Raw genomic sequence first — 23199 nt, forward strand, 5'->3', positions numbered from 1 at the left:
CCGCTGCCGGTGCTGCTGTCGCCGCCGCTACCACAGGTGCCGGTGCTGGTTTCAGGCCCTCACCGATTTTAGTCACAAGAGCTTGCCCGGTTTTTGCCGCGAGTTGTCCTGGAATGTCCCATGATTGCGTTGCTTTAAGTGTCCCAGCATCAATCAACTTCGCTTGAACTGTATCTGCCTTAACGTGGACGGTAACCAAATGGGTGATGCCCATGGACTTGGCGACCTTCTCCACCGCGCTTTTTTCCGCTAATTTGGTTAGCTTCACTTTCGCCTTTTTGGCGCTGCGTCGGTACTGACCGTATGGGACGAGAGATTGCTTCGCACCCAGTGGTGTAATGACGTGCTTGAGAAGTGCCTTGGTCATCCGCGCACTACCAGCCTCATTCATTGGAATCACTACCAATTTACTGTCGGCCGCAAACGCGGACGCAGGTAGGCAAATGAAGAGTGCAAGTACAATTGAAATAACGGTTTTTAGGGGTCGCATAACTACCTCGTTTAGAGAGTCTGATTTTACAGATGGCCTACACTATACCGGCGGCAGGGGCCTCGGCGCAAATTTGCTACATATTGTTGTTTGGGCCTGAAATGGACCTGTCACACGAAGTACTCTAGAATGGAAAATGTAGGGAATTCGTACCATCAATCACTCCTAACCAAGGAGGAGCTCGTGAAGAGCTTGGTCGTTGAGGATGACACAACCAGCCGGTTGGTCATGCAGGAATATTTATCTGAATTTGGTCATTGTGATTCTGTGGGACACGGAAAGGACGCGCTTCAAGCTTTTGCTAAGGCGTACCAAGATGGGGAGCCGTACGACCTCGTTTGTTTAGACATTATGATGCCGGATATGAATGGCCACGATGTACTTATTCGGCTGCGGGAGTACGAGAGCAAGCTCGACATCGGTGGTCTTTCTGGTGCCCGTGTTCTCATGACGACAGCCCTCGGCGATGCCAAGAACGTTGTTCGGGCTTTTAAAGAGCAGTGTGAGGGATATATGGTCAAACCAGTGACGCAAGAAAAGCTAAAGACCAAATTGGAGGAGCTCGGCCTGCATAAAGCTCAGTGACCTTCTTCCAAATAGCCTTAAGTTGTTGGTCATTATTTCTAATTCGACCCACTCTGAATGTTGGCGGTGCCTGAATCACCTGTTATGGCCACAAACGACATTTTTGAACCATGACCAAAAGGTCAGCCAGATTCTAGGGTCAGCGCGATGCCAAAGGCTAAATCTCAAGAAATACTAAACGGTGGTGTTTCGTTGCCTTCGGAACGACCGGGTCAGCCAGGTGGTAAGCGAGATCAGAATCGTAAAGAGCGGATTCGACTCATCCAACAAGCGGCGCTGGTGTTGTTTTTAGAGCAGGGCTTGGGTGCGACGACCATCGATGAAATTACGAAAGCTGCAGGAACAGCCAAAGGCAATTTTTACCGCTACTTTAGAGATAAAGAAGATCTGGTTCGGGGAATCTTAGAACCGGTCACCGAAAAAGTAGACATAGACCTAACTCGGGCCGTTGAAGCAATTGAAGTTTCTCAAGACCGAAAGACCATGGTTAAAGCGTACGAGGAGTTGGGTCGCCAGCTTGCAGCTCTCGTGGGCAGTCATGCTTTGATTTTAAAACTTTATCTTCAAGAGTCACGAGGCGCCAAAAACGGTGCTCGGGCGCCGATTTGTGAATTGTCCGAGCTGATTACAACCAAAGCCATCGAGATGACGCGTAAGGCGCATGACAATAATTTGTTGCGCCCGTTTCAGGCAGAGATTAGCGCCTTGGCGGTTGTGGGAGCTGGAGAACGACTTTTATCCGCTGTGTTAGAGGGCGAGAATGTGGGTGACCCGTTTCAGTTACCGCTTCGCATTACATCGTTGATTCTCGATGGTCTGCGCCATCCCGAAAGTACCGATAATTATGGTCGGGATTACTAGTGTGGTTTGGCGATACTTAGAAGTTGATATTGTCTAGGTAATTGTCTGGGATTTTGGTGGGTACCGTTAAGGATTTACGCTCATAAATCTCAGTGTAGATAGCGAAATTACTCAACACCTTTTTCACGTAGTGCCGGGTTTCTCGGTAAGGGATCTCTTCAACGAATTCATCGGTTGCTACGCCAGCACGTAATTTAACCCAGCGTGAAACAGCCTGGGGTCCGGCATTGTAGCTCGCAACAGCTAGGATAGGGTGCCCGTGAAATTTGCGAAGCAGCTCTCTGAGATACCAAGCTCCAAATCGGATATTTACTTCAGGTACTCGTAAAATCCCGTAGTTGTAGTCTTCCATTTCCATGGCGTCGGCTATTTTTGAGCCCGTTGTCGGAATAATTTGCATGAGCCCCTGTGCACTTGCCCAGGACCGCGCCTTGGTCATAAACGCACTCTCTTGGCGAATGACGCCCAGGACCAGCATGGGGGGAACCTGGTACTCGTTGCTAACGCGAAGCAGCGCTTTTCGAAAAGCCATCGGATAAGACATTCTGAAATAGGGCTCGGTATCACTGTCCAGATCTTGCTTGAGCTTGGACTTAAAAACCCGAGCAGCCATTCGGTACGCCTTGGAGAAATCGCCGAGTGACTGAAGCAATGTTCCGCGAGCCAGGAGAATATCGGTTTCCGTAAAGCCTGCGACCGGCTCGAGTTTATCCACGAGTTCAGCTGCATATTCCGCATAGCCAAACTTAATAAGCATCAGCGCCCGCTTACCTGCCTTGCTCTGCCAATCAAAAACGCTGCCCCCCCATGGCAAAGAAATTGTCGTCATCGGCTGCATACCGCCGAATTGGGGTAACTCTTCTTGCTCTGGCTCCAGTGATTCCAAAATCTCGGCTGGGATCTTTCCGTCGGCTGATGCCAGGCGAATAGGCTCGCCGTTTTTCATCGCCAGTGGGTCTTTTTTCAGTTCCCGAATCCGTTGCCGCGCGAGGAGCCCGTAGTAATTGAGTGGCTTTTTGGCGGTCGCGTCCTTGAAAGACTGCATGGCCATTTTTGCGTCACCCATTTGTGCCGCAATACGGCCTTCCCAGTAATGGGCCCGCTGAACAAGCGAGCTGGTGGGGTACTTCTTTCTCAATTTGACAAAGAGCCTAAGCGCTGCTGGCAGGTCGCCTAATCTGTATGCGTTCCATGCGAGGTACCAATAGGCATCCGAGGTATTTGATGAGCTTGAGTAGCGCTTGATGAAATCAGCAAAGAGCTTGACGGCAAGCTGATGTTCACCGCCATTGTAAGCGAGCCACGCTCCCATAAACTGGGATTTACGCCCCTGACCACTGCCTCGGTACTTGGCTGCCAATCGATTGTAAACTTCTACAGCCTCTTTCACATTGCCTTGGGTGGAGTAACAGCGAGCGAGCCATGTTTGATTTTGATAGTAATAGCCCCGGCCTTGTTTACTTGAGAGCACTTTAAACATGGCAATGGCTTCGGAGAAGTTTTCTTGTCGGTAGGCAAGAATCGCCCGGCGTGATGTGTAGCCGAGTCTTTGTGAACTTGAGAGTTTCTCGTTCTCCAACCCATCGAGATCTACCTGGGCTTTTTGAAGAGAGCGCCGGCTAAGAAGTTTATCAACCCGGGCAAGCCTTACTGAAATTGAAGGTTTGTTGGCAAAGCCCATTTTCAAGAGATTATCGAGTCGCTCTTTTGCAAGAACCGTTAGGGGATGAGAGGGCTTTTCGTAATAGAACTTTTCGTAGATGAATTCTGCGTCGCTCCAGCGTTTTTGTTTTTCCGCAATCATGGCTTGATTGATCTGGCCGTTGTCTACGCGATCAGACTTTGGGTACTTTTTCATCGCGCTGCTGTAGCGCTTGTAGGCTTTAGTCAGTTCGCCTTCCGCATAATAAGAGTCAGCGATTCCAAAGCTTGCCTCGTCTCGCAGAGGCGAGGATGGATAATTGCGTAAGAGAGATTCCCAGCTGCTGCGTGCGCCGTCCCATTGCCTGAGGGAGCGTTGAGCTTTTGCACGCATCGACAAAATGAAATCCCCAATATCCGCCAGCCCTTTTTCAAGATCTTTGAGGTAGCGAACGGCCCGTTCAAAGCGCCCTGCTTCCAGTGAGGTTCGGGCTGCTAAAAATTGGGCTTCGAAAGCCAGGGGCGTATCCCGGTGACGCTCAATGAAGCTGTCATAGGATGTGAGCTGCGACTGATAATCATCTGAAGAGCCCGTGTTTTGAGCTTTTTGCGCAAAAGTATTTCCCGCAAACATTTGTGAGCTGATCAGTGCAACGACAACAAAACTTATTCTTAACGCCATAATCCCCAGCGTACCCAGTGAAGGGGGGCTAAGCAAAGTTTGGACCGCACGTTTTTTCAATTCTTTAATTTCTTTCTTTTGGGCTTCTTTTGATGGCCCAGCCAGATGCTCTGCGGTTAAGGAAAATATTCAGATTTTAGACGTTGGAGATCGAAGAATATGCATTATCCATTGCTTTGGTTGGCATTTGCTCCGGCGGTGGGGGTTGTGCTGGCCCTTGGGCTGGAAATCTCGGTTCAAGGTTGCCTCCTAGCCCTCATGGGAAGTTTGGGGGTTCTTTGGTTCGCTTTACGCCGCCGGCGGATGGTCTTTCTATGTGCCTGGGTTGTTTTGTTAAACTGCGGGTTGTCCCGCGTGGCCTTCTTGCGCTCGGAGTCTCCCAATAATCCGCTTTCTGGTGTTCATACTTTCAAGGTTCTCAAGAAGAGCGAAGCTGCACGTTTTATTTCAGAGGAACAAACCAGGTGGACGCTCATCGACATAGGCGGTCAGGTTTTTTTATGGCGCGTTCCGAAAAATGTGAGAGCTCGCATTGGCAACCGCTATCGCTCGAAGCTTCATCTTGAACCCATGCAGCCCGGCCTCAACGGTGAGCTGCTAAATATTCTTCGTGCAAGGCTACGGCCAGCCACTTGGGTGGCGATAAGCGAGGGGCCCGCGGTCTTGGTAGAGCATGCGTCAGGACTGCGCTCGGCAATAGACGATAGGCGCGTTGGCGTTGCTCAAACGTTGGCGCAATCTTGGCAGGGCAATTACTTGGGCGTAGCCTTGGCCCTCGCTTTAGGCACACGGGCGGCGTTGCCCGAGCCCCTAAAAAGGCAATGGAACGACATGGGCATTAGTCATTTACTGGCAATCAGCGGTTTGCATCTGGGCCTAGTCGGTCTCTTTATTTTTTATGCACTTCGGGTGGTGGGTGGCTTGTTACTCTTTGGCCGGGGGGTGAGCATGCTTCGCCGTTGGGCTGCAGGTATCGCACTCACCGGTATGTGGATGTTTTGTTTTTGGGTCGGGGAACCCGTTTCTGCCGTCAGAGCATGTTTGATGGGGAGCGTTTTATTTGGTGGCTTGGTTTTTAGAGTTTCCCACAATGGCTTCAATGCTTTGGGACTGGCCGGTTTGGTGATGGTTTTGTGTGATCCACAATGTTTATTGAGTATCGGAGCTTGGCTTTCATTTGGGTGCACTTGGTTTTTATTGCTGGCCGCCAACCGTCCCCGAGCCTTTGAAACGAGCTGGACGACATCTTGGCTCACGATGACCGCCGTGCCTTGGCTTGCAACGCTTCCTCTGTGCGCTTTCTGCTTTGGAGAACTCTATATTTGGGGAGTGCCTGCTAATTTATTCGCAATAGCTCTAGCGTCTTGGCTAGTGACGCCAGCGGCTTTATTGGGAGCGTCTTTTTGTTTCTGTGGCTTTGGCGTTCCTGAAATTTTGGAGTGGGTGTTGGTTATTGGGTTCGACAGCATTCAAACACTCTTGGGATTTTTGATGAAAACCGGGTGGACGCGCGTTCAAATTTCCATGACCGATGCATGTCTGCTGAGTGTGACGGTATGGCCATGGCTCGTGGCTTGGCTGCGAGGTCAACCTGTGGCGGGCATCAAGGCTGCGGCCCCGGGGCTGCTCTTAGCCTTTTTGGCTACCTTGTGGAGCACATTGCCCTTAGAGCGAACGCTGCAAGTTTATATGCCTTATGTGGGTCACGGTGATGCCACCCTGGTGGAATTTCCTGGCGGTGAGGTGATGCTGATTGATGCTGGCGGTACAGGGTATCAAAGTAACTACGATCCGGGAGAGAGAGCAGTTGCTCCCTTGCTGCGAAAACGGGGGCATACCCACATTGATTATGTGGTGATGACCCATCCCGACCACGACCATATTGGAGGTTTGGATTATATTCTATCTCGCTTCAGCGTTGGTGAATTGTGGCTGGATGAACAATTCCTGGGGCATGAGCGGGTGCTGCCTTTGATCGCTAAGGTGGAGCAGCTTGAGGGTGAAGTGCGAGTCTTCCAAGATCTTCCGGCGATGTTGAAGGTCGGTTCAGCCGTGCTTGAACCTATTTACCCGCGCCGCCTCGATGAGCACTTGAAATACGGTTCTACCAACGAGCGCTCTTTGGTTTTTAGAATTGAGCATGAAGGCCGGTCGATGCTCTTCACCGGGGATGTGAATGTTGATGTGGAAACACTTTTACTCTCGAAGCTAAAGCAGACTGAGTTTCTCAAGGTCGCCCATCATGGGAGTGATACCAGTTCAGGTGAGCGCTTTTTAGATGTGGTCCAGCCTTGCCTAGCGGCTGTATCTTCAAGTCACAGAGGAAGAGGGCATTTTCCGCACCCCGAAGTTGTAGCGCGATACAAAGCATCCAATACGCAGCTCTTTCAGAACCGAGACCGCGGTGCTTTGCGGATCTCGGCCTTAGCAAGTGGTTGGCGCGTTGAATCTGTATTGGCGCCAAGCCAAGATGTTGATTGCACAACCCGATAGTTTACTAAATCAGGTGTCCATCTTTGCTAATCACTTCATCCTTGATGGCTTGTAGGATGATATTTCTCGCGGCATCTTCCTGGCCCGGATAGGCGGCAATGATTTGCCGGCTTTCCAAGTTATTCGGCGTAGGAAAATCACTGACGCTTCGATCGCGAATCAGTGACTCAACACCTTCTTGTTCTAGGATTCCCGTGATACGGCGTGCTTCGAGTCCGTTGTAGCAAACGTAAACGTCATGCATGACATCGTCTACTGGACCGGCAAATCGTGCTGACTCAGACATGTGTCCCCCCAGGTCTTGTATACCTACAAGAATTCTGAAACGGTCGAAGCCGGCTGTCAATTGAGAATCGTGGAGTTCTAAACTTAGTATGCGTGAATTAGGTCGTTATAAACTACTCGAACGCATCAATCGCGGTGGCATGGCAGACGTCTTTTTGGGGCTTGTACCCGGCGGCGATGGCCGTGGCCGCATGGTTGCCGTGAAGCTCCTACGCTCCGATATCAGTAACCTTGAAGAGCTTGTGCCCATGTTTATGGACGAAGCGAAGCTGAGTGTTACGCTCAAACATCCAAATATAACGAGAACCTATGAGTTCGGCCGGGTGCGTGGTTACCACTTCATTGTTATGGAGTTTGTTCCGGGCCAAGACCTACGCTCAGTGCTAGACCGCCTGAAAGTTCATGGTGGATTGGTTTCTCAGAGAGCTGCGGCAACCATTATTGCGGATGTATGTGAAGGCCTTCATTATGCCCACACTGCTCAAGATCCTATGGGACAGCCGATTCGTATCGTTCACCGAGATGTGAGCCCCCAAAATATTTTACTGGGCTATGACGGCAAGGTTCGTTTGATTGATTTTGGGATCGCCAAAGCCACAAGCCATGTGAGTCAAACTCAGGTTGGTGTCCTCAAGGGCAAATATGCATACATGTCGCCTGAGCAGGTTTTGGGTGAAACGGTGGGTGCCGCCTCCGATGTTTTCTCCACAGGAGTTGTTCTCTTTGAATTGCTGACGGGGCGGCGTCTCTTTTCTGGCAACAGTGATTTTTCCATTTTGGAACGGATACGTTATGCAGAGGTCCTTCCCCCAACCGTGGTGATGCCGTCGGTGCATCCGGACCTTGAGGCTGTGGTTCTCAAGGCTTTAGCTCGAAGACCTGAAGACCGCTATGAAACTGCGCAGGAGATGGCGAACGCACTGCGTTTGGTATGTGAAACGCTCGAAGAGGACGAATCGACACAAAACCGTTCAGCCTGGATGCAACATCTTTTTGGGGCGGAGTATGCGCAGTTGTCTAACGTGATGGCCAAAGCCATTGAACTCGGTGACCGCATGGCACTGGAGCAGCGGGATAGAAATCGATTAGAAACTCAGCGGATGCAAACCAGGCCGATGATCACAGCCAAGCGATCTGCCTTGGCGAGTCGACGCAATAAGATGTCGGATGGTTGGCTCATTGCTCTCGCGGGAATTTTTTCTGTGGCGATGATTGGCATGAGCTGGTGGCTGGGGGTTGATGAGTCGAAGGTTACTCAAGGAAGTTTGATCATAACCAGCTCGCCCACCGGGGCCGAAGTTATCGTTGATGGTGAGTTTCGGGGAATTACGCCTTATTCGGCCAATTTTAAAGAGGGTATGCACGAACTGGTTGTAGAGCACCCTGCCTTTGAGGCGGCAAAGCGTCATGTTCAGGTTCAAGGAAACGACTTAATCAATCTCGATTTGAAACTGGTGCCATCATTGGAACCGCCCAAGGCACCATGATGGACAAATTTAGTCATCAGAGTTTTCCAGTACTTTTATAATCGTGTCCCACGCCGAAGGTCTGATCAAAAAACTCACGTGGGTACAATCAGGGCTGCAGATATTTTCAGCGCCTTCGAGCTTTGCGCTTTCTGCGGGAATCAGGATGCAATCTTTCGGTGTCCAAAATGCGACAAGTCGTGGTGTCTCGTTCTGACCCCATCCATTTTGAAGTTCTAAAGTTTGTAGAAGCTCAGAACCTGGACGAAGCCCTCGGCAGGTCGGAGTGTCTAAGTAGCGAGCCAAACCAGATCCGGCATGAGGTGTTGCTAAGGTGACCAAGGTACGCACAAAGGGGTGTAGATCTTCATCTTGCAGTGTCACCCTCGAAATAATTCCTCCCAGACTGTGCGCAACGATATCGATACTTTTTGGAGGAAGCTGGTTACGAATGATGAGGCTGCGTAACGTGCTTTTAAGTTCATCGGCCATGCATTCAATGGAGGAGGTGTCGCTGAATCCCACGCTGATGCTTGGTGCTTGTCCACGAAGACGGAAATAGCTTTGCATGGGTATAAAGTTGCCGCGGCTGCCACCGTAACCATGAACAAAGACAGTGACCCGTTTTGTTTGGAGGGGCAATTGCAGTTCAGGCGTTGCCCGGGGAGCGAGCTGAGTGACCGCTAGAACAGGTAATTCTTTAAGTTGTTCGCGAAGATCAGGATGCAATTTCTCGACGACTTCACGTGATTGCCGCCCCAACCAGAGCGCCTGTTTGGCGATTTGACTGGCAAACCGTAACCACCAAGGACTACGCGCTTTAGGGACGAGGGCACTTGTTTGGGCCTGCATATTCACTCCTTTTGTATCACACAAGGAGTCTTGTAACACGATAAATGCATTTTGTGATACAAAAAAGCACATAATTCTTCACAGAAAGCCATTTGTATCACAAAAATGGGTTTTGGGCCTAAGCGAGCTCGTAACGCCTAAAGTAGAGTTCCTCTTGGCTGGCCACATAGGGAGAGAGCCCAGTATCGAGAGGTTGGCCTAATTCGTCTTTGCATAGCTCCCGGACCAAGGCATCGTACCGGGTTTGGAAACCGGCCAATGTCCATGCTCCGAAATGCGTACTGCCGCCCTCGTATGCCTGGATTGCATACTCTTCGTGAGTGGTCACGTAGCCTGCATAGGCGTTGGCAAATCCGGCAATCAGGGTTTGCTTGATGCCAATTTTTTCGAGTTGAGGTTTTAGACTCTGTGTGAGGCGCCGTCCGGCGATGGTGGTTGGCTCACCGGGTATTGCAACCAGGGCGAGTTCACCCAGTGTCATCAATTGGACGGGAAGAACTTGCGGGGTCCAGGGAGAGTCTCCCACAGCATCGTTCTTATTAAGGTGGCGTACACGGGCTACCCCAGGATCTACAAATCCAGGCAGGACGGGGCGGCCTTGCTTAAAGAGGTAGAAGCATCGCCCGGCGTAGCCTCTTGCGAGGTCTAAAAAGGTAAATCGCGCTTCGTAATTTTTGTCGACTTCACCGGTGGTCCGCGACTGTATTTGATTGAAAATCTTTTTGCTTACACCTGTGAGCCGGTTGATTGCTTCGACCGCGGGCCGCGCGTGGTAAAGAGGGCCGCGGCCTTCTGCGGTACCCATAATCATCGAAAGACCGATGTCGCCTGGGCTGGTTCGCTGGTTAAGGCGGCCATCGCAAAACTCGGGATTGACGTCGATTTGCCCGTGGTCTTCGTAGTGAATTCGGCTTCTAAGTGGTTTGACCTCTAGCGGCTTGTTGTGAGCTTTCTTGAAAAGCTTGGTTGCAAACTCATTTTGAATTTCACCATTGTAAATGGCGCTGTTTTCGTCGCTTTCAAACTCTCCAGCCATAATGCCGCGCTTGGGGTCCCAAACGTAGTTGGGTGAAACATCGCCTGCGGTGGTTTGTGCAAAGCCAGCTACAAAGTTTTCTTGTCCTAATTCTCGAGCGGCGAATCGTTCAAACTTACGGGCGGCAACACCTTTGTTATCGGAGTCGACGAGTCCGTTGTCTGAATGGTAGCTTGTGCAGTGGACTGCAAAGAAGGAAAACATCCCCAGCGCCCGGCCGTCTTTTGCTTGAAAGCGTAAGACCGTCATTGAGCGATCGACCGCTTCATTGCGTGCATCGTTGGGAACGGGATCGATCTCAGGGTTTTGGTTGTAAGCTTTCAGTGAGCGATTGAAGGCAACTTTTTGATGGTTTGGAATCTCTTCTTGAGCAAGGCAAACCTCGCCAGGTTCTTGGTGGGTGCAGGCTTCTACAATGCAGTCCACAATGGCTTCCACAATGAACTCGTAGACGCTGGTGACGAAGCCGGGTGCCGTCATATTATAGAGGAGGAAATGCGAATACCCCGCCGGACCGGAGTGGGTGTGGGTCGCCGCAAGCATGAGGTTGTGTTCGTTGATCTTGTGTTGTGGAAAATCGTTTTGGAGTTTCTCTAGGACCCCGTGGCGAATCGACTGGGTCATGAAGCAGAGTTCAGCGACACAATATATAATGCGGGTGTCGCTTTCTGGATGGGCTACCACAAAGGCTCGAGCATGAAGGGGTTGCCGGTAACCGGTGACCCTTTGTTCCGGGATGGCGAAACCCAGCATTCCGATGCCGGTGGGGATATTTTGAATCTCTTTCTTACCAAGCCCAATAAGATACACGGCTGATACGCCCTTTCGCGTGAGTGATTTGGAGCTGTTTCTAGTCGTCCCACCGCAGGTTGGCAATGCCTTTTAATGCGCTATGATCGCCCCAGCTTCTAGAAAAAGAGCCCGAACAAAAAACAAGAAATTGCGACACATTCACGACTCTGCCTAATATAATTCGGAAGTCAAAGACGCGTCGCGTTGCGTATTTTGTGAATTAGTATTTTTACCTACATGGCTTCAGTATGGAAAAAAAGGCTGAATGGCTCCTAGGTGTCTAATTTTAATCGTTTTTTTTCATTTCTTAAACTTGACTCCTTGCACTCGTCTTATATATGTGACCGAATCACTTATATTATATATGGCGATTCACTTCGCTTAGGGTTCAAAAGCGGCGAATGGCCGTTTGAGTGGCAAAAATGGAAGCAATTTACACAGCGCCGGTGGCGGGATTGGCAATAGGAGTCTTGGTGGGCTGCATCGGTATCGGTGGAGGCGCCTTGATGATGCCCTTTTTGCTTTTTGGTTTGGGTCTAGACCCCATCACCGCGGTTGGGACCGATCTTGTTTATGCTGCTCTGATTAAAGCAGTGGGAACAGCCGAGCACAGCCGCTTGAAAACCATCGATTGGTCACGGGTACGCTTGCTGGCATCTGGCAGCTTACCGGGTATGGCGTTGGCATCTTTTGGCTTTTTCTACATGGCCAAACATTCTCCCCAGAACGCGAATGAACGCATCGAAGAGTTGGTGGGAGCGGCTATTTTGTTGGTCGCGTGCGTAAGTATCTTAAAGCCTTGGCTCGTGAGCCACTTAGGCAGCTTTTTTAAGCAATTCGAAGCGCCCCAAAAAAGTCGATTCATTCTTATCGTCAGTGGATTTGCGGTGGGAGGTCTTGTGGCTCTTACCTCAGTGGGAAGCGGTGCATTGGTGGCACTGATTCTTGCCTCGCTAACCCGGCTTGAGGCGAAACGAATTGTGGGCACTGACCTCGCGCATGCTGTCCTTCTTATTTCTCTCGGAGCCATGATCCACATCGTCGCAGGTACTGTGCAGTGGCCCATCGTAGCAAGCATTGTTGTAGGTGGCATCCCTGGTGTCATTTTGGGAAGTCGGCTCAGTGTTGGACTTCCCGACTCCTTGGTGCGCGCCGGAATTTCTCTAGCACTGGTGATGACCGGTGCGAGCTTGGTTTAGGACAAGGTACCGCTATGACTGCACAAAGAAGACTTGAATCATCCTTGACGGCTCTTAATAACCCGGAGCTGCTTAATAGACTAAGCCTCGATCTGGAAGGCGAATCGGCCCAAACCATTCTAGAGTGGGCGGCCACGACTTTGTCCCCGCGGGTTACATTCGGCACGGGATTCGGTCTTGAGGGCTGTGTGCTGATCGATTTGATCGCGCGCCATGACCTTGCCATCGATATATTTACACTCGATACAGGACTTTTCTTTCGGGAAACGTATCAACTTTGGTCTGACCTCGAAAAACGCTACGGGGTTGTTATTCGCGGGGTGCGCTCAGAATTGAGCGTTGAAGACCAAAGCCGCGAGCTCGGCGATAAGCTATGGGAGCATCAGTCTGCTAAGTGCTGCGAAATTCGCAAAGTGATACCACTTCAAAAAGAATTAAAAACCTTTTCAGGATGGGTGAGCGCCATACGACGGGACCAAAGTCCAACCCGAGCGGGTGCACCTATTTTAAGTTACGACGAGCGTTTTGACCTTGTGAAGGTCAATCCGTTGGTGGCTTGGACCAAAGAAGATGTTTGGTCGTACGCGCGAAAAAACGATGTGCCGTTTAATCCACTCCATCTCCAAGGGTACCCCAGTATCGGTTGTCTTCCTTGCACCTCCGAAGTGAGGCCAGGGGAAGACGACCGTGCTGGGCGTTGGAGGGGCTCAAATAAGACAGAGTGCGGGATCCATGCAGCGCCGAAAAAGCAAAAAGCATTGCCCGTACTCAATCGCCAAGTTTCTGAAGGAGGTTCATAATGAAAGGAAGTGTTGCACTTGTGGGTGCAGGCCCTGGTGATCCAGAACTCTTAACTCTCAAGGCCCTTCGCTGTCTGCAGCAAGCGGACTTGATCCTCTACGATGCTTTGGTTGATCCCGAAGTTCTTAAACTCGCGCCCAAGGCTCGGCGCTTTTACGTCGGCAAGCGGGGCGGGAGACCGTCCTTCAAGCAATCGGACATCGAAGCATTGATGATTAAAGCAGCCAAACGCGGTGATTACGTGGTGCGTTTGAAATGCGGTGACCCCTTTGTCCTGGGCCGCGGCGGAGAAGAGGCGATTGCGCTTGCTGAGGCAGGCGTAGAGTTTGACATCGTGCCGGGCGTGACCAGTGCAATATCGGCACCTCTTTTGGCCGGAATCCCCGTAACCCATCGCGGCGTTTCACCAGCTTTTATGATGCTCTCTGGGCATACACGAGAATCTTGGAGCCCTATCTTAAAAACGGTTTCTCCAAACAGCGTGACCTTGGTTGTTCTCATGGGGATCCGAAGCAGAATGAGACTTTCTGATTTCCTTCTCGAGCAAGGTTGGAGAGTGGATACTCCTGTAGCGGTTTTACTCGCGGCATCCACGCCGAATGCTGAAACTTGGACGGGCACGCTCCGGTCTTTGCGAGATGCGTTTGATCACCTTGATTATATCGATTCACCCGGGACCATTGTAATCGGAGATGTTGTGGATGTGGCTCAGAAAATCCGTCCAATGATGGCATCACAAAAACCCCAAACGACAAACCCTATTGAACGCGCGCTTGTGACGCTTTGATATTGATGGAGAAGAGATCATGACCAGTTGGAAAGAAAAACTAGGCAGTCAAATTCAAGATGACTGGGGCGAAGAAATCGATGTTTTCGCTCAGCAGATGGTGTTGCGCCGTCAGGGTAAACTTGCGGAGAAAATATTTGCCGAGACGCGCCTGCGACGGGGTGTTTACGGACAACGCTATGATAACGGTAAACGAAACGACGGACTTCAGGACCGCGCTCTCGCGTTCCCTTGCGGCGATGCCACGAAAGGTCCGGGGACAGTGTGGGACGCACCAGGGATGCTGCGTATTAAGATTCCTTATGGCGCTTTAACCATCGAGCAGGTTGAAGTTCTCGCAGACCTCTCTGAAGAGTACTCCGACAACATCAGCCATATAACAACGCGTCAGGATATACAGTATCACTATATTCACATCGAGGATTCCCCGGATTTAATGAGGCGTCTGGCAGCCACCGGGATTACAACACGCGAAGCATGCGGTAATGTTGTTCGAAATGTGACCGCTTGCCCGTTTGCAGGTGTGTGCGGAGGTGAGGCATTTGACGTTTCGACCTATGCAGATGCGTTGACGTTTTTTATTTTGGGACACCCAGACTGCCAGGACTTTGGCCGAAAAATTAAAATCGCTTTTTCCGGTTGTGAGACCAGCCCGTGTGGGCTCACCATGTTTCACGATATCGGATTGATTGCGAAACGGCGCATTGTTGATGGAATCCCGAAAAACGGTTTTGCGTTTTATGTGGGCGGTGGCTTGGGTTCTGTGCCCAGCCAAGCCAAACTTTTGAATGAGTTTGTACCAGAGGAAGAAATTTTTCCGGTGACACTGGCCGTGTGCCGTGTGTTTGGCCGCTTGGGTGAGAAAGACAACAGGACCCGTGCACGACTCAAGTTTTTGATTAAGTCGCTTGGGATGGATGAATTCACTCGCTTGGTTGAGCAAGAGCGTAAGATTCTTCCTCACGATGAACGCTGGGCTGGTTATTTAAAAGGCCCACAACAAGGTTTGTCAAAGCCAACGAAAGAACCAAGTACCCTTGCTGAAGGCCCTTATCCAGACGGCTTTAAGGAATGGGTTGCGGTGAATGTTAAAGCACAGCGACAGGTTGGTTACGCAACGGTAACCGCTGTCTGCCCATTGGGAGATTTATCCGCGAACCAGATGAGATCGGTCGCTGATATCGCCCGGGTATATGTAGGGGATAACATTCGCCTGACGGTGGAGCAGAACCTCGTTTTCAGATGGGTGACGGAGCAGGACTTGCCGGCTTTGTTTGTGGCTTTGCAGGAAGCGGGTTTGGCTCAACCAAGTGCGGGTACCATCGTTGATGTGACCAGCTGCCCTGGAACAGACACGTGTAAGCTTGGCCACGCTTCATCGCGCGGACTCGCGGCAGTGCTTCGTGAGCAACTTGCTGCAATCAATAGCCAGCTTGATGAAGCTGTTAAGGAATTGCGGATTAAGGTGAGTGGGTGTTTTAACTCCTGTGGTCAACACCATGCCGCCGACATTGGCTTCTATGGTGTCGGGCGCAAGGTGAGGGGCTACATGGTTCCTCACTTCCAAGTCGTTTTAGGAGGGCAATGGGACAACAACGCAGGGAGCTTTGGTCTTGCCATTGGTGCCGTGCCTTCTCGAAACATTCCATTGGCGGTCCGTGTGATCACGACTCACTTTGTAGAGGGACGTGAACCCGGAGAGAAGTTTAAGGACTTTATCCAACGGCTTGGTAAGCCAGCGGTTAAAAAATGGATCAAAGAACTGACAGCTATTCCTGCCTATGATGTGGACCGTTCTTTTTACAGCGATTGGGGTGATTCTCGTGAGTACAGTACCGGTGACCTTGGTATTGGAGAATGTGCTGGTGAAGTTGTGACCCTGGCTGAGTTTGGTTTGAGTGAAAGTGAGCGGCAGGTATTCGATGCTCAACTACACCTCGATAAAGGCGTGCCAGAGGAGGCAGCTCAGGCAGCCTTTAAAGCGATGCTAACGGCCGCACGAAGTTTAGTGCGTATTGAAAATATAGACGTCCCGGACCAGGCAGAGCATATCGTCACGGAGTTTCGAAATAGGTATCACGAGACTCGGGTATTCCATGACCCCTTCGCCGGAGCGAAGTTCACCAATTACTTCTTTCGCCAATATGAAGAGCAGGGAACTGATGTAGATCACGAAACTGCACACCATCGTATTGAGGAAGCACAACTTTTTATCGAGGCAGCTTATGGTTGCTATGCCCGTTTGGGTGCAACAGCTGCGGCTTAAGGAGTTTTGAGAATGACAGCACTGAATGCGACACAATTTTTTATAAAATTCCCAGCAAACCTAAGGGCCGATTATGATGCGAAGGAGCTTATTCCGGTCTTTCAACGGTGGATACAAAAAGATGCGCTGGAAGGCGTGTTGATTGATGTAGCCAATTACTCACACGTGCAAGACGGACCCGGCGTACTGCTGATTGGTCATGAGTCGAATTGGAGTCTCGATTTTGGCGACGGAGAGCCAGGGCTACTTTACACCCGTAAGCGCGAAGCTTTGGGCGATATTGAGAGCCGACTCAAAGATGCTTTTAGATTAAGCCTTGAGGCTTGCCAGCTTTTGGCAACCGACGAAACTCTTAAGGATCCAATATCTTTTAATGCAGGTGATTTCGTACTTGGAATCAATAACCGGCTTTTAGCGCCGAACGATGACGAAACATTTGAGGATGTTCGTGAGGGGCTCACCCGATTTCTAAATTGGTTATTTCTAGGCGAGAAAGTTCAATTGCAGCGTGACCAGCGCAGCCGCTCACGGTTTAATGTGCGGGTTCGGGTCACGGGCCGGTGGGATATTGCAACGCTCTTGAAACGCCTAGGGCGATCTGAAGGTTTATTGAATTAGCTGGTATTGAGACTTGGAGCCAGCTACTCTTAAGTAGTTTAGGAGGCTCCGTGGCGAATTCCGACAATTCAGATACCGAGGCATTGGTTCCATCCGAATTGAGCCTTCCGCCAGGTCCGCCTCGTAATTGGCCTGGAGGAGACTTCAAGGCCATGCGCAGCAACGGTGCCGGGCATCTCTTAAGCCTTGTAAAAAAATACGGCGACGTTTGTAGGTTTCACCTCGGACCGCAGCCGGTGGTGGTGGTCCGCCGACCGGAGCACGTTCGACAAGTTCTTGTTGAGAAGGCTCGCCAATACAGTAAAGAGACACGCGGCTTTCAAAAGCTAGCTATGATTCTCGGTCAAGGTCTTGTGACCAGCAGCGGTGAGCTGTGGCGAAAGCAGCGCCGAATAATGCAGCCGGCTTTTCACCGTAAACAAATAGCCGATTTTGCAGAGATTATGGGCCGTATCTCCCGGGAAGCGGTGGAGAAATTAAGGCCTTATAGTATCAGCGGTGAAGTCATCGACATCGATCAAGCCATGATGGGGCTTACCCTTGAAGTGGTCAGTGAGGCTCTTTTAGGAGAACACCTTGAAAATGAGGCAGACCTTGTGGCGGATGCAGTAGAGGTTGTGCAGCAAGAAGTGAATCGCCGAATCATGTCGGTGGTCGATCTTCCGATGAGCGTGCCTACCAGGTCTAATCTCCGGCTCAAAAACGCTTTTCAGGATCTGGATAAGGTCGTCCATGGGTTGATTGCGAAACGGCGAGAAGCTGGTGTGAACACGAAGGACCTGCTGAGCATGCTTTTGCAGGTTAAAGATGCTGATACCGGCGAAGGCATGAACGACCAACAACTTCGTGATGAAGTGATGACCATGTTTTTAGCGGGTCATGAGACAAGTTCGAATGCCTTGGTGTGGACATGGCATTTACTAAGCCGTAATCCAGCAGTCGCTCGTAAACTTAAAGCCGAGCTCGACGAAGTCTTGGGTGGCCGTGCACCCACCCTCGATGACTTGCCTAAACTAGTTTATACGGAAAAGGTTTTGCATGAGAGCATGCGACTCTTTCCACCCGTGTGGGGTTTTTCACGGATGGCCGAGGAAGATGATGTCATTGGTGGTTATCGGATCCCTAAAGGGACTTGGGTCTTTGTGAGTCAGTATCTAACCCATCGCATACCCGAATATTTTGAAAACCCCGAAGGTTTTGATCCCGACCGTTTCCATGACGGTTTTATGGAGTCGTTGCCAAAATGTGCTTATTTCCCGTTTGGCGCAGGTGCCCGCCAATGCATCGGCAATAATTTCGCTTTGATGGAAATCAAAATAATTCTGGCCACGCTTGCTCAACAATTCCAATTCTTTTTGGAGGAAGGCCATTCGGTTGTGGCTAAACCCTTGATTACGTTACGACCACTCAATGGATTGAGGATGCGAGTGGTGGGCTATCCGGATGCAGAGTCGCCCGCAAAGGCTTGATTATTACCCGCTCTTCACGGTAGCGAGGTTTCAAGGCTCTTGTTATAGAGTCTTAGGCTTAACTTTTCGGTGAGAGATAGACGTGGAATTTCGGGATTACTATGACATTCTAGGCGTGGCGCGCGGCGCAACGCAGGATGAAATCAAAAAAGCATTTCGGCAAAAGTCTAGGTTGTATCACCCAGATGTTAGCAAAGAAGAAAACGCTGAAGACAAATTTAAGCAAGTAGGCGAAGCCTACGAAGTGCTCAAAGATCCCGAAACACGCAATCGTTACGACATGCTGGGTGCTAACTACAAGCACGGCCAAAACGTGAACCCACCACCTGGTTGGCAAGGCTACGACTTCGGCCAAGGCGGTGGTGGATTTGGCGGCGGGGCACCCGGTGGTGCGGGCACTGGTGCTTTCAGCGACTTTTTCGAAGCGTTCTTTGGCCGCGGTGGGGCGAGAAGTAACTTTTGGGGCAATAGCCAACCTCAGCACGGTCAAGATCACGAATTAGAGTGGCCGGTATCGGTCGAAGAGGTTTTCCAATCAGCTACTTGTAAAGTTGGCGTCAACTTTGGCGGTAAAACAAAATCCTACGACGTGAAAATCCCTCGAGGCACCATTGAAGGCTCTCGGGTACGTTTGCCCAAGCTGGGTACCAAAGGCCGAGGCGGTGGTCGTGACGGAGACTTGCTGCTCCACGTTAAGCTGATTCGCCATGCACGATTTGATGTAGATGGATTTGATATTCGTGTCGATTTACCCATCAGTCCTTGGGAAGCGGCCCTGGGCTCTAAGGTCACCTTCAAAACTGTCGACAGTGAAATCATTCTTACAGTTCCGCCAGGAGCGCAAAGTGGGCAGCAGCTGCGTCTTAAGGGTAAAGGTTTACCCACTACAGGCGATGCACACGGGAATATGCTGGTCACTTTGAAAATCGTGAACCCTCCTTCTCTCACTGATGAAGAACGGGCGGGCTTTGAAAAACTGAGGGATGCATCTAAGTTTGATCCCCGTTCATTCTGATGAAACCAACTTTTGTCGTAGAGCATGTGCAAACTCAAAAGCACTTAGAAGATGCCCTGAGCGTACGCCGCCGGGTATTCATCGATGAGCAGTCTGTCCCCGAAAGTATCGAGAGAGACGAGTTTGACCAGTGGCGACCAGACCGCGACGATGTGTTGCATGTGGTGGGTTACCTCGGTGATAGAGCCGTCGCTGCGGGCCGGGTGGTGATGCGTGTGGCGAGCGGTGGAGTCCCAAAAATTGGGCGCATTGCTGTATTAAAAGAACTCCGCGGAGAAGGCCTAGGCGTTGAGATTATGAAGCATCTTCATGATTTAAGTGAATCTCGGGGCGCTTCAAGCGTGAAACTATCGGCGCAGTGCCAGGCATTGTCTTTTTACGTCTCGCTTGGTTACGAGCCTGTTGGCGACATTTATCTAGAAGCCAATATAGAACATCAAATGATGGAGTATCGTTTCGGGCGCTAGGGTTGCTCGCTTCGGCCAAGAGTGTGAAACTAGGCTCATCATGTCTGACAATGCAGTAATAGGCCAGGAACGGCGAATTTCAGAAAGACTACTGAGCTTGTGGAACGAGCTCCGTGGGGATGCGGAATTCCCTCAAGAAAGCGCTTTAGATATACAGCGGCTCAATGACTACTGGGAAAGTTGTTTTATCGTTGAGATCACTGAACGAGATAAAGAGCGTGACTACAAGTACAGTTACCTCGGTACCTCGATTATTGATGCGTACGGAGATGACCTTACGGGCAAGGAAGTCTACAACCACCTCATCGCGCCCTACAGTGAAATGCTTGTGCTTAAGTTCGAAACAGTCGTTGGTGATTTGGCAACTGTTACAGACGAGGCTGAGTTTACGAACTTGAAGGGTGCCCAAATACGGTACCGACAATGCCTTGTGCCTTTAGGGGGAACCCATGGGCGCGTAGGTTTTATTTTGGGAACCATGACTTGGTCTCAATATGAATTAGAAAGGCTTACCTAGCTGTGAGTGAAGAACAGAAGAGCATTGAAGCTTTCTTAGCTGGCTCGGCTTTCGCAGTAGTTGGGGCGTCGGCCAATCGCGAGAAATACGGCAATAAAATTTTACGTTGTTACATGCAGCATGATCTCCAGGCCATACCGGTTCATCCAGCACTTAACGAGGTGGAGGGCGAGCCTTGCTTTGAACAGCTCTCTGATTTGTGCACCATGGTCCATGGGGTTTCGATCATCACCCCACCGGCGGTAACCAACCAAATCATCGAAGAGATTATAGAGCTGGGCATTAAGCATGTTTGGATGCAGCCCGGCGCAGAATCCAAAGAGGCAATAGAGCGTGCACAAGAAGCGGGTATCAATTGTATCGCCGGCGGTCCCTGTCTTTTGGTTGTATTAGGTTATCGAGACAAGTGGACACCCGCCCGCTCAAGTTAAACTCAAGTTATCATTATCGCGGATTTTTTGACCTTAGCCGCTCTTGCTTCTAACAATTTATCAACAAAGTGCGTCTGTGTTTTGTTGATAAAAAGAAGGAGAGGCCCGTGAAAAGTTATCGACCCGTTCAGTCTGCAACGTTGCAGTCTTTGTCTGAATCCGACTCTTTAAAGCGTGCGACCTATTATTTGCGGCCCGAACAGATCAAAGCGTTGAAGCTTAGAGCAGTGCTGGGTGAGCGAAATCTATCGGACGTTGTGCGTGAAGCGATTGACCGCTACCTGACCCAGGTGGAATCTCAGGCGAAACCTGCGGCTTCGGTGCGTCACGAGGACGATATCTTATTCTGCGGTTAAGTGGCGCTGCGTGACATAGCGGTTATGCAATTTGTAAACCCTCTTTGAGTGCTAGTCTTCCCACCGGCCTCGAAAACAGGGGTATGGGTCGCGATATAGCGTTTTCACGTAGATTCTTTGGTTTGGTCCACAATATTTATACCTTAGAACCTAATTATTTCTTATTAGGTTAAACTTTTCTTCAATTAGTACGTCTTTCTTTTAGATTAGAGTTTCGCTAAATTTCTCTGTGAATTTCCCAAAATAGTCCCGAGAATAAAAAAATCCTCATATATTTCAAGGATGTAAACAAGTAACAGATTTGTTTGTAATTTTTTTGATCGGGGCCGGGAATTTCGTTCTGTACAGTAATACCAACGATTAATTGGGAAGCCCTGGGACTGCCCGGTTGTGGGAACTAAAAAAGTCCAATAATTCTAGTGATGTAAACAAATCACGCATGTGATTTGGCGATTTGGGCGATAAATAAATTCGTCCCTTGCTCCCGAGACGAATTTTCCTATCTTGAAAACCACTGAGCCCCGCGGTATTTGCGGCAACTTGATTTTTTCGAGTTCACGGTCGTTTGCATGAAGAGGAATGAGCATCATGAGTACAGCAACAGAAACTTTCACTTTTGAAACCCAGGCAAAGCAAATTCTGGAGTTGATGACTCACTCCGTCTATTCAAATCGCGAGATTTTCCTGCGCGAGTTGATTTCAAACGCGTCGGATGCACTCGACAAGCGCCGTTTTGAAGCCATTGAGAACAAAGACCTGCTCCCAGAAAACGAAGAGCTTTCAATCTGGGTTGAGGCCGACAAAGACACTCGAACCCTCACCATCCGTGACAACGGCATTGGTATGAGCCGCGAAGAAGTTATTACCAACATCGGTACGATTGCTCGCTCTGGCACCAAGGAATTTTTGTCCGCTTTGAAGGACAACAAAGATGCTATTGGTAGCCCTGATTTAATCGGTCAGTTTGGTGTTGGTTTCTATTCAATTTTCATGGTCGCGGATCATGCTGAGTTGATTACTCGCCGAGCTGGCGAAGAGACTGCTACCAAGTGGGTATCCACTGGCGATGGTACATACAGCATTGAGGCCACTGAGAAGGCAGCGGTGGGTACAACCATCAGCATGAAGCTCAAGGAAACAGACGAAGAAGACGGCCAGAAAGATTTCGCGACCGAATATGTCATTCGCGAGATTGTGAAGCGTTACTCCGACTTCGTATCTTACCCAATTAAGATGGACGTTGAGCGCGAAGAGCAAGAGCGTGATGAGGAAGGGCAAGTTGTCGAAGGCGGCGAAAGTAAGACCGTCGTCACTGAAGAAACTTTGAACTCGATGAAAGCGCTTTGGATGCGTGACAAGAGCGAAGTGGAAGATAGTGAGTACAACGAATTCTACCGTCATATCAGCCATGATTGGAATGAGCCGGTTTCCACCATTACATTGAAGGCTGAGGGTACCTATGAGTACCGAGCCCTTTTGTTTCTCCCGTCAAAAGCACCGATGAACCTCTTCCACCAGGACTTTAAGACCGGTGTGAAGCTTTACGTTCGTCGTGTTTTCATCATGGATGAATGCTCCGAGCTGCTCCCCGAATATCTACGTTTCGTGAAGGGTGTGGTCGATGCTGAAGATCTCAATCTAAACATCTCACGAGAAATTCTTCAGCAAGACCGTCAGGTAAAGACCATTCGCAAGCGCTTGGTGAAAAAGGTCCTCGATAGCTTGAAGGATCTCAAGAAGAACGATGCTGAGACTTACGAAAAGTTCTGGAATGAGTTTGGTCAGGTCCTTAAAGAAGGTCTTTACTCGGATATGGATAACCGGGACACGCTTTTGGGTCTCATGTTGGCCAGCACCACAGACGATGCATCGATGACGAGTCTTGCAGATTACAGCGATCGCATGAAGGAAGGCCAAGATAGTATTTATTACCTCACCGGTAAGAATCTAGCTTCCATCGAAAACTCTCCTCACCTCGAGTCTTTCAAAGACAAGGGATACGAAGTTCTCTTCTTCACCGATCCGGTTGATGAAGTTTGGCTAGAGCGCGCACCTGCATACGAAGACCTCAATTTTGCTTCTATCAGCAA

General features: G+C 50.1%; 21 protein-coding genes. 16 read left to right on the forward strand and 5 right to left on the reverse strand.

The genetic code is table 11. The features are described 5' to 3' along the window. A partial coding sequence (locus tag HOK28_05975) for a hypothetical protein (protein MBT6432620.1) occupies positions 1–490 on the reverse strand: 490 nt, incomplete at its 3' end. A gap of 183 nt (positions 491–673) precedes the next feature. Between HOK28_05975 and HOK28_05980 the strand changes: the two genes are divergently transcribed. Continuing rightward, positions 674–1075, forward strand: a complete 402-nt coding sequence (locus tag HOK28_05980; protein MBT6432621.1) for a response regulator — start codon at positions 674–676, stop codon at positions 1073–1075. 147 nt (positions 1076–1222) lie between these two features. Next, positions 1223–1936 carry a TetR/AcrR family transcriptional regulator gene (locus tag HOK28_05985; GenBank protein MBT6432622.1) on the forward strand — a complete coding sequence of 238 codons (714 nt, stop codon included), beginning with the start codon at positions 1223–1225 and terminating at the stop codon, positions 1934–1936. 16 nt (positions 1937–1952) lie between these two features. Here HOK28_05985 and HOK28_05990 read toward each other — a convergent pair whose 3' ends face one another. Next, positions 1953–4259 carry a tetratricopeptide repeat protein gene (locus tag HOK28_05990; protein MBT6432623.1) on the reverse strand — a complete coding sequence of 769 codons (2307 nt, stop codon included), beginning with the start codon at positions 4257–4259 and terminating at the stop codon, positions 1953–1955. Positions 4260–4418: 159 nt separating this feature from the next. Here HOK28_05990 and HOK28_05995 point away from each other — a divergent pair, with 159 nt between their 5' ends. Beyond that, positions 4419–6752 carry a DNA internalization-related competence protein ComEC/Rec2 gene (locus tag HOK28_05995; protein ID MBT6432624.1) on the forward strand — a complete coding sequence of 778 codons (2334 nt, stop codon included), beginning with the start codon at positions 4419–4421 and terminating at the stop codon, positions 6750–6752. Positions 6753–6756: 4 nt separating this feature from the next. On the opposite strand, the gene HOK28_06000 is transcribed toward HOK28_05995, so the two are convergent. Then, complete coding sequence (locus tag HOK28_06000; protein MBT6432625.1) at positions 6757–7038, reverse strand: hypothetical protein; 282 nt, start codon at positions 7036–7038, stop codon at positions 6757–6759. 88 nt (positions 7039–7126) lie between these two features. Between HOK28_06000 and HOK28_06005 the strand changes: the two genes are divergently transcribed. Beyond that, entirely contained in the window at positions 7127–8524 is a 1398-nt protein-coding gene (locus HOK28_06005; GenBank protein ID MBT6432626.1) for a serine/threonine protein kinase, read from the forward strand. A 9-nt stretch (positions 8525–8533) separates the two neighbouring features. On the opposite strand, the gene HOK28_06010 is transcribed toward HOK28_06005, so the two are convergent. Both HOK28_06010 and HOK28_06015 read right to left on the reverse strand, forming a co-directional pair. Then, the gene (locus HOK28_06010; GenBank protein ID MBT6432627.1) at positions 8534–9355 is read right to left on the reverse strand and encodes a hypothetical protein; all 822 of its coding nucleotides are present in this window, start codon (positions 9353–9355) and stop codon (positions 8534–8536) included. Positions 9356–9473: 118 nt separating this feature from the next. Then, positions 9474–10166, reverse strand: a complete 693-nt coding sequence (locus tag HOK28_06015; GenBank protein ID MBT6432628.1) for a hypothetical protein — start codon at positions 10164–10166, stop codon at positions 9474–9476. A gap of 1439 nt (positions 10167–11605) precedes the next feature. Here HOK28_06015 and HOK28_06020 point away from each other — a divergent pair. From HOK28_06020 to htpG, 12 genes are all read left to right on the forward strand, one after another. Further along, positions 11606–12382, forward strand: coding sequence for a sulfite exporter TauE/SafE family protein (locus tag HOK28_06020; GenBank protein ID MBT6432629.1), 777 nt, complete (start codon positions 11606–11608; stop codon positions 12380–12382). 14 nt (positions 12383–12396) lie between these two features. Then, complete coding sequence (locus HOK28_06025; GenBank protein MBT6432630.1) at positions 12397–13182, forward strand: phosphoadenylyl-sulfate reductase; 786 nt, start codon at positions 12397–12399, stop codon at positions 13180–13182. Continuing rightward, positions 13182–13970 (forward strand): uroporphyrinogen-III C-methyltransferase, encoded by a 789-nt coding sequence (cobA, locus tag HOK28_06030; protein MBT6432631.1) that lies wholly within the window; start codon positions 13182–13184, stop codon positions 13968–13970. Before HOK28_06025 ends, cobA begins: the two co-directional genes overlap by 1 nt. A gap of 19 nt (positions 13971–13989) precedes the next feature. Beyond that, positions 13990–16236, forward strand: coding sequence for a nitrite/sulfite reductase (locus HOK28_06035; protein ID MBT6432632.1), 2247 nt, complete (start codon positions 13990–13992; stop codon positions 16234–16236). A gap of 12 nt (positions 16237–16248) precedes the next feature. Next, entirely contained in the window at positions 16249–16854 is a 606-nt protein-coding gene (locus tag HOK28_06040; protein MBT6432633.1) for a hypothetical protein, read from the forward strand. A 50-nt stretch (positions 16855–16904) separates the two neighbouring features. Then, entirely contained in the window at positions 16905–18323 is a 1419-nt protein-coding gene (locus HOK28_06045) for a cytochrome P450 (GenBank protein MBT6432634.1), read from the forward strand. Between the two features lie 82 nt (positions 18324–18405). After that, complete coding sequence (locus HOK28_06050; protein MBT6432635.1) at positions 18406–19338, forward strand: DnaJ domain-containing protein; 933 nt, start codon at positions 18406–18408, stop codon at positions 19336–19338. Next, positions 19338–19805 (forward strand): GNAT family N-acetyltransferase, encoded by a 468-nt coding sequence (locus HOK28_06055; GenBank protein ID MBT6432636.1) that lies wholly within the window; start codon positions 19338–19340, stop codon positions 19803–19805. The genes HOK28_06050 and HOK28_06055 overlap by 1 nt, the downstream gene beginning before the upstream one ends. Before the next feature lie 40 nt (positions 19806–19845). Further along, a complete protein-coding gene (locus HOK28_06060) occupies positions 19846–20322 on the forward strand; it encodes a PAS domain-containing protein (protein MBT6432637.1) in 477 nt (158 codons plus the stop codon). 2 nt (positions 20323–20324) lie between these two features. Beyond that, positions 20325–20753 carry a CoA-binding protein gene (locus tag HOK28_06065; GenBank protein MBT6432638.1) on the forward strand — a complete coding sequence of 143 codons (429 nt, stop codon included), beginning with the start codon at positions 20325–20327 and terminating at the stop codon, positions 20751–20753. Between the two features lie 107 nt (positions 20754–20860). Continuing rightward, complete coding sequence (locus HOK28_06070) at positions 20861–21109, forward strand: hypothetical protein (GenBank protein ID MBT6432639.1); 249 nt, start codon at positions 20861–20863, stop codon at positions 21107–21109. A 588-nt stretch (positions 21110–21697) separates the two neighbouring features. Next, the coding region (htpG, locus tag HOK28_06075) for a molecular chaperone HtpG (protein ID MBT6432640.1) at positions 21698–23199 on the forward strand (1502 nt) is incomplete at its 3' end.

The sequence above is a fragment of the Deltaproteobacteria bacterium genome (genome assembly GCA_018668695.1).
Classification (GTDB): Bacteria; Myxococcota; XYA12-FULL-58-9; order XYA12-FULL-58-9; family JABJBS01; genus JABJBS01.

Excerpts from the sequence above, each read along its gene's own strand:
- HOK28_06025 (MBT6432630.1), top strand. The coding sequence starts at position 12,397 with ATGACTGCACAAAGAAGACTTGAATCATCCTTGACGGCTCTTAATAAC.
- HOK28_05990 (MBT6432623.1), bottom strand. The coding sequence starts at position 4,259 with ATGGCGTTAAGAATAAGTTTTGTTGTCGTTGCACTGATCAGCTCACAA.
- HOK28_05995 (MBT6432624.1), top strand. The coding sequence starts at position 4,419 with ATGCATTATCCATTGCTTTGGTTGGCATTTGCTCCGGCGGTGGGGGTT.
- HOK28_06040 (MBT6432633.1), top strand. The coding sequence starts at position 16,249 with ATGACAGCACTGAATGCGACACAATTTTTTATAAAATTCCCAGCAAAC.
- HOK28_06060 (MBT6432637.1), top strand. The coding sequence starts at position 19,846 with ATGTCTGACAATGCAGTAATAGGCCAGGAACGGCGAATTTCAGAAAGA.
- cobA (MBT6432631.1), top strand. The coding sequence starts at position 13,182 with ATGAAAGGAAGTGTTGCACTTGTGGGTGCAGGCCCTGGTGATCCAGAA.
- HOK28_06010 (MBT6432627.1), bottom strand. The coding sequence starts at position 9,355 with ATGCAGGCCCAAACAAGTGCCCTCGTCCCTAAAGCGCGTAGTCCTTGG.
- HOK28_06000 (MBT6432625.1), bottom strand. The coding sequence starts at position 7,038 with ATGTCTGAGTCAGCACGATTTGCCGGTCCAGTAGACGATGTCATGCAT.
- HOK28_06055 (MBT6432636.1), top strand. The coding sequence starts at position 19,338 with ATGAAACCAACTTTTGTCGTAGAGCATGTGCAAACTCAAAAGCACTTA.
- HOK28_06020 (MBT6432629.1), top strand. The coding sequence starts at position 11,606 with ATGGAAGCAATTTACACAGCGCCGGTGGCGGGATTGGCAATAGGAGTC.
- HOK28_06015 (MBT6432628.1), bottom strand. The coding sequence starts at position 10,166 with ATGATTATGGGTACCGCAGAAGGCCGCGGCCCTCTTTACCACGCGCGG.
- HOK28_06005 (MBT6432626.1), top strand. The coding sequence starts at position 7,127 with ATGCGTGAATTAGGTCGTTATAAACTACTCGAACGCATCAATCGCGGT.
- HOK28_06035 (MBT6432632.1), top strand. The coding sequence starts at position 13,990 with ATGACCAGTTGGAAAGAAAAACTAGGCAGTCAAATTCAAGATGACTGG.
- HOK28_05985 (MBT6432622.1), top strand. The coding sequence starts at position 1,223 with ATGCCAAAGGCTAAATCTCAAGAAATACTAAACGGTGGTGTTTCGTTG.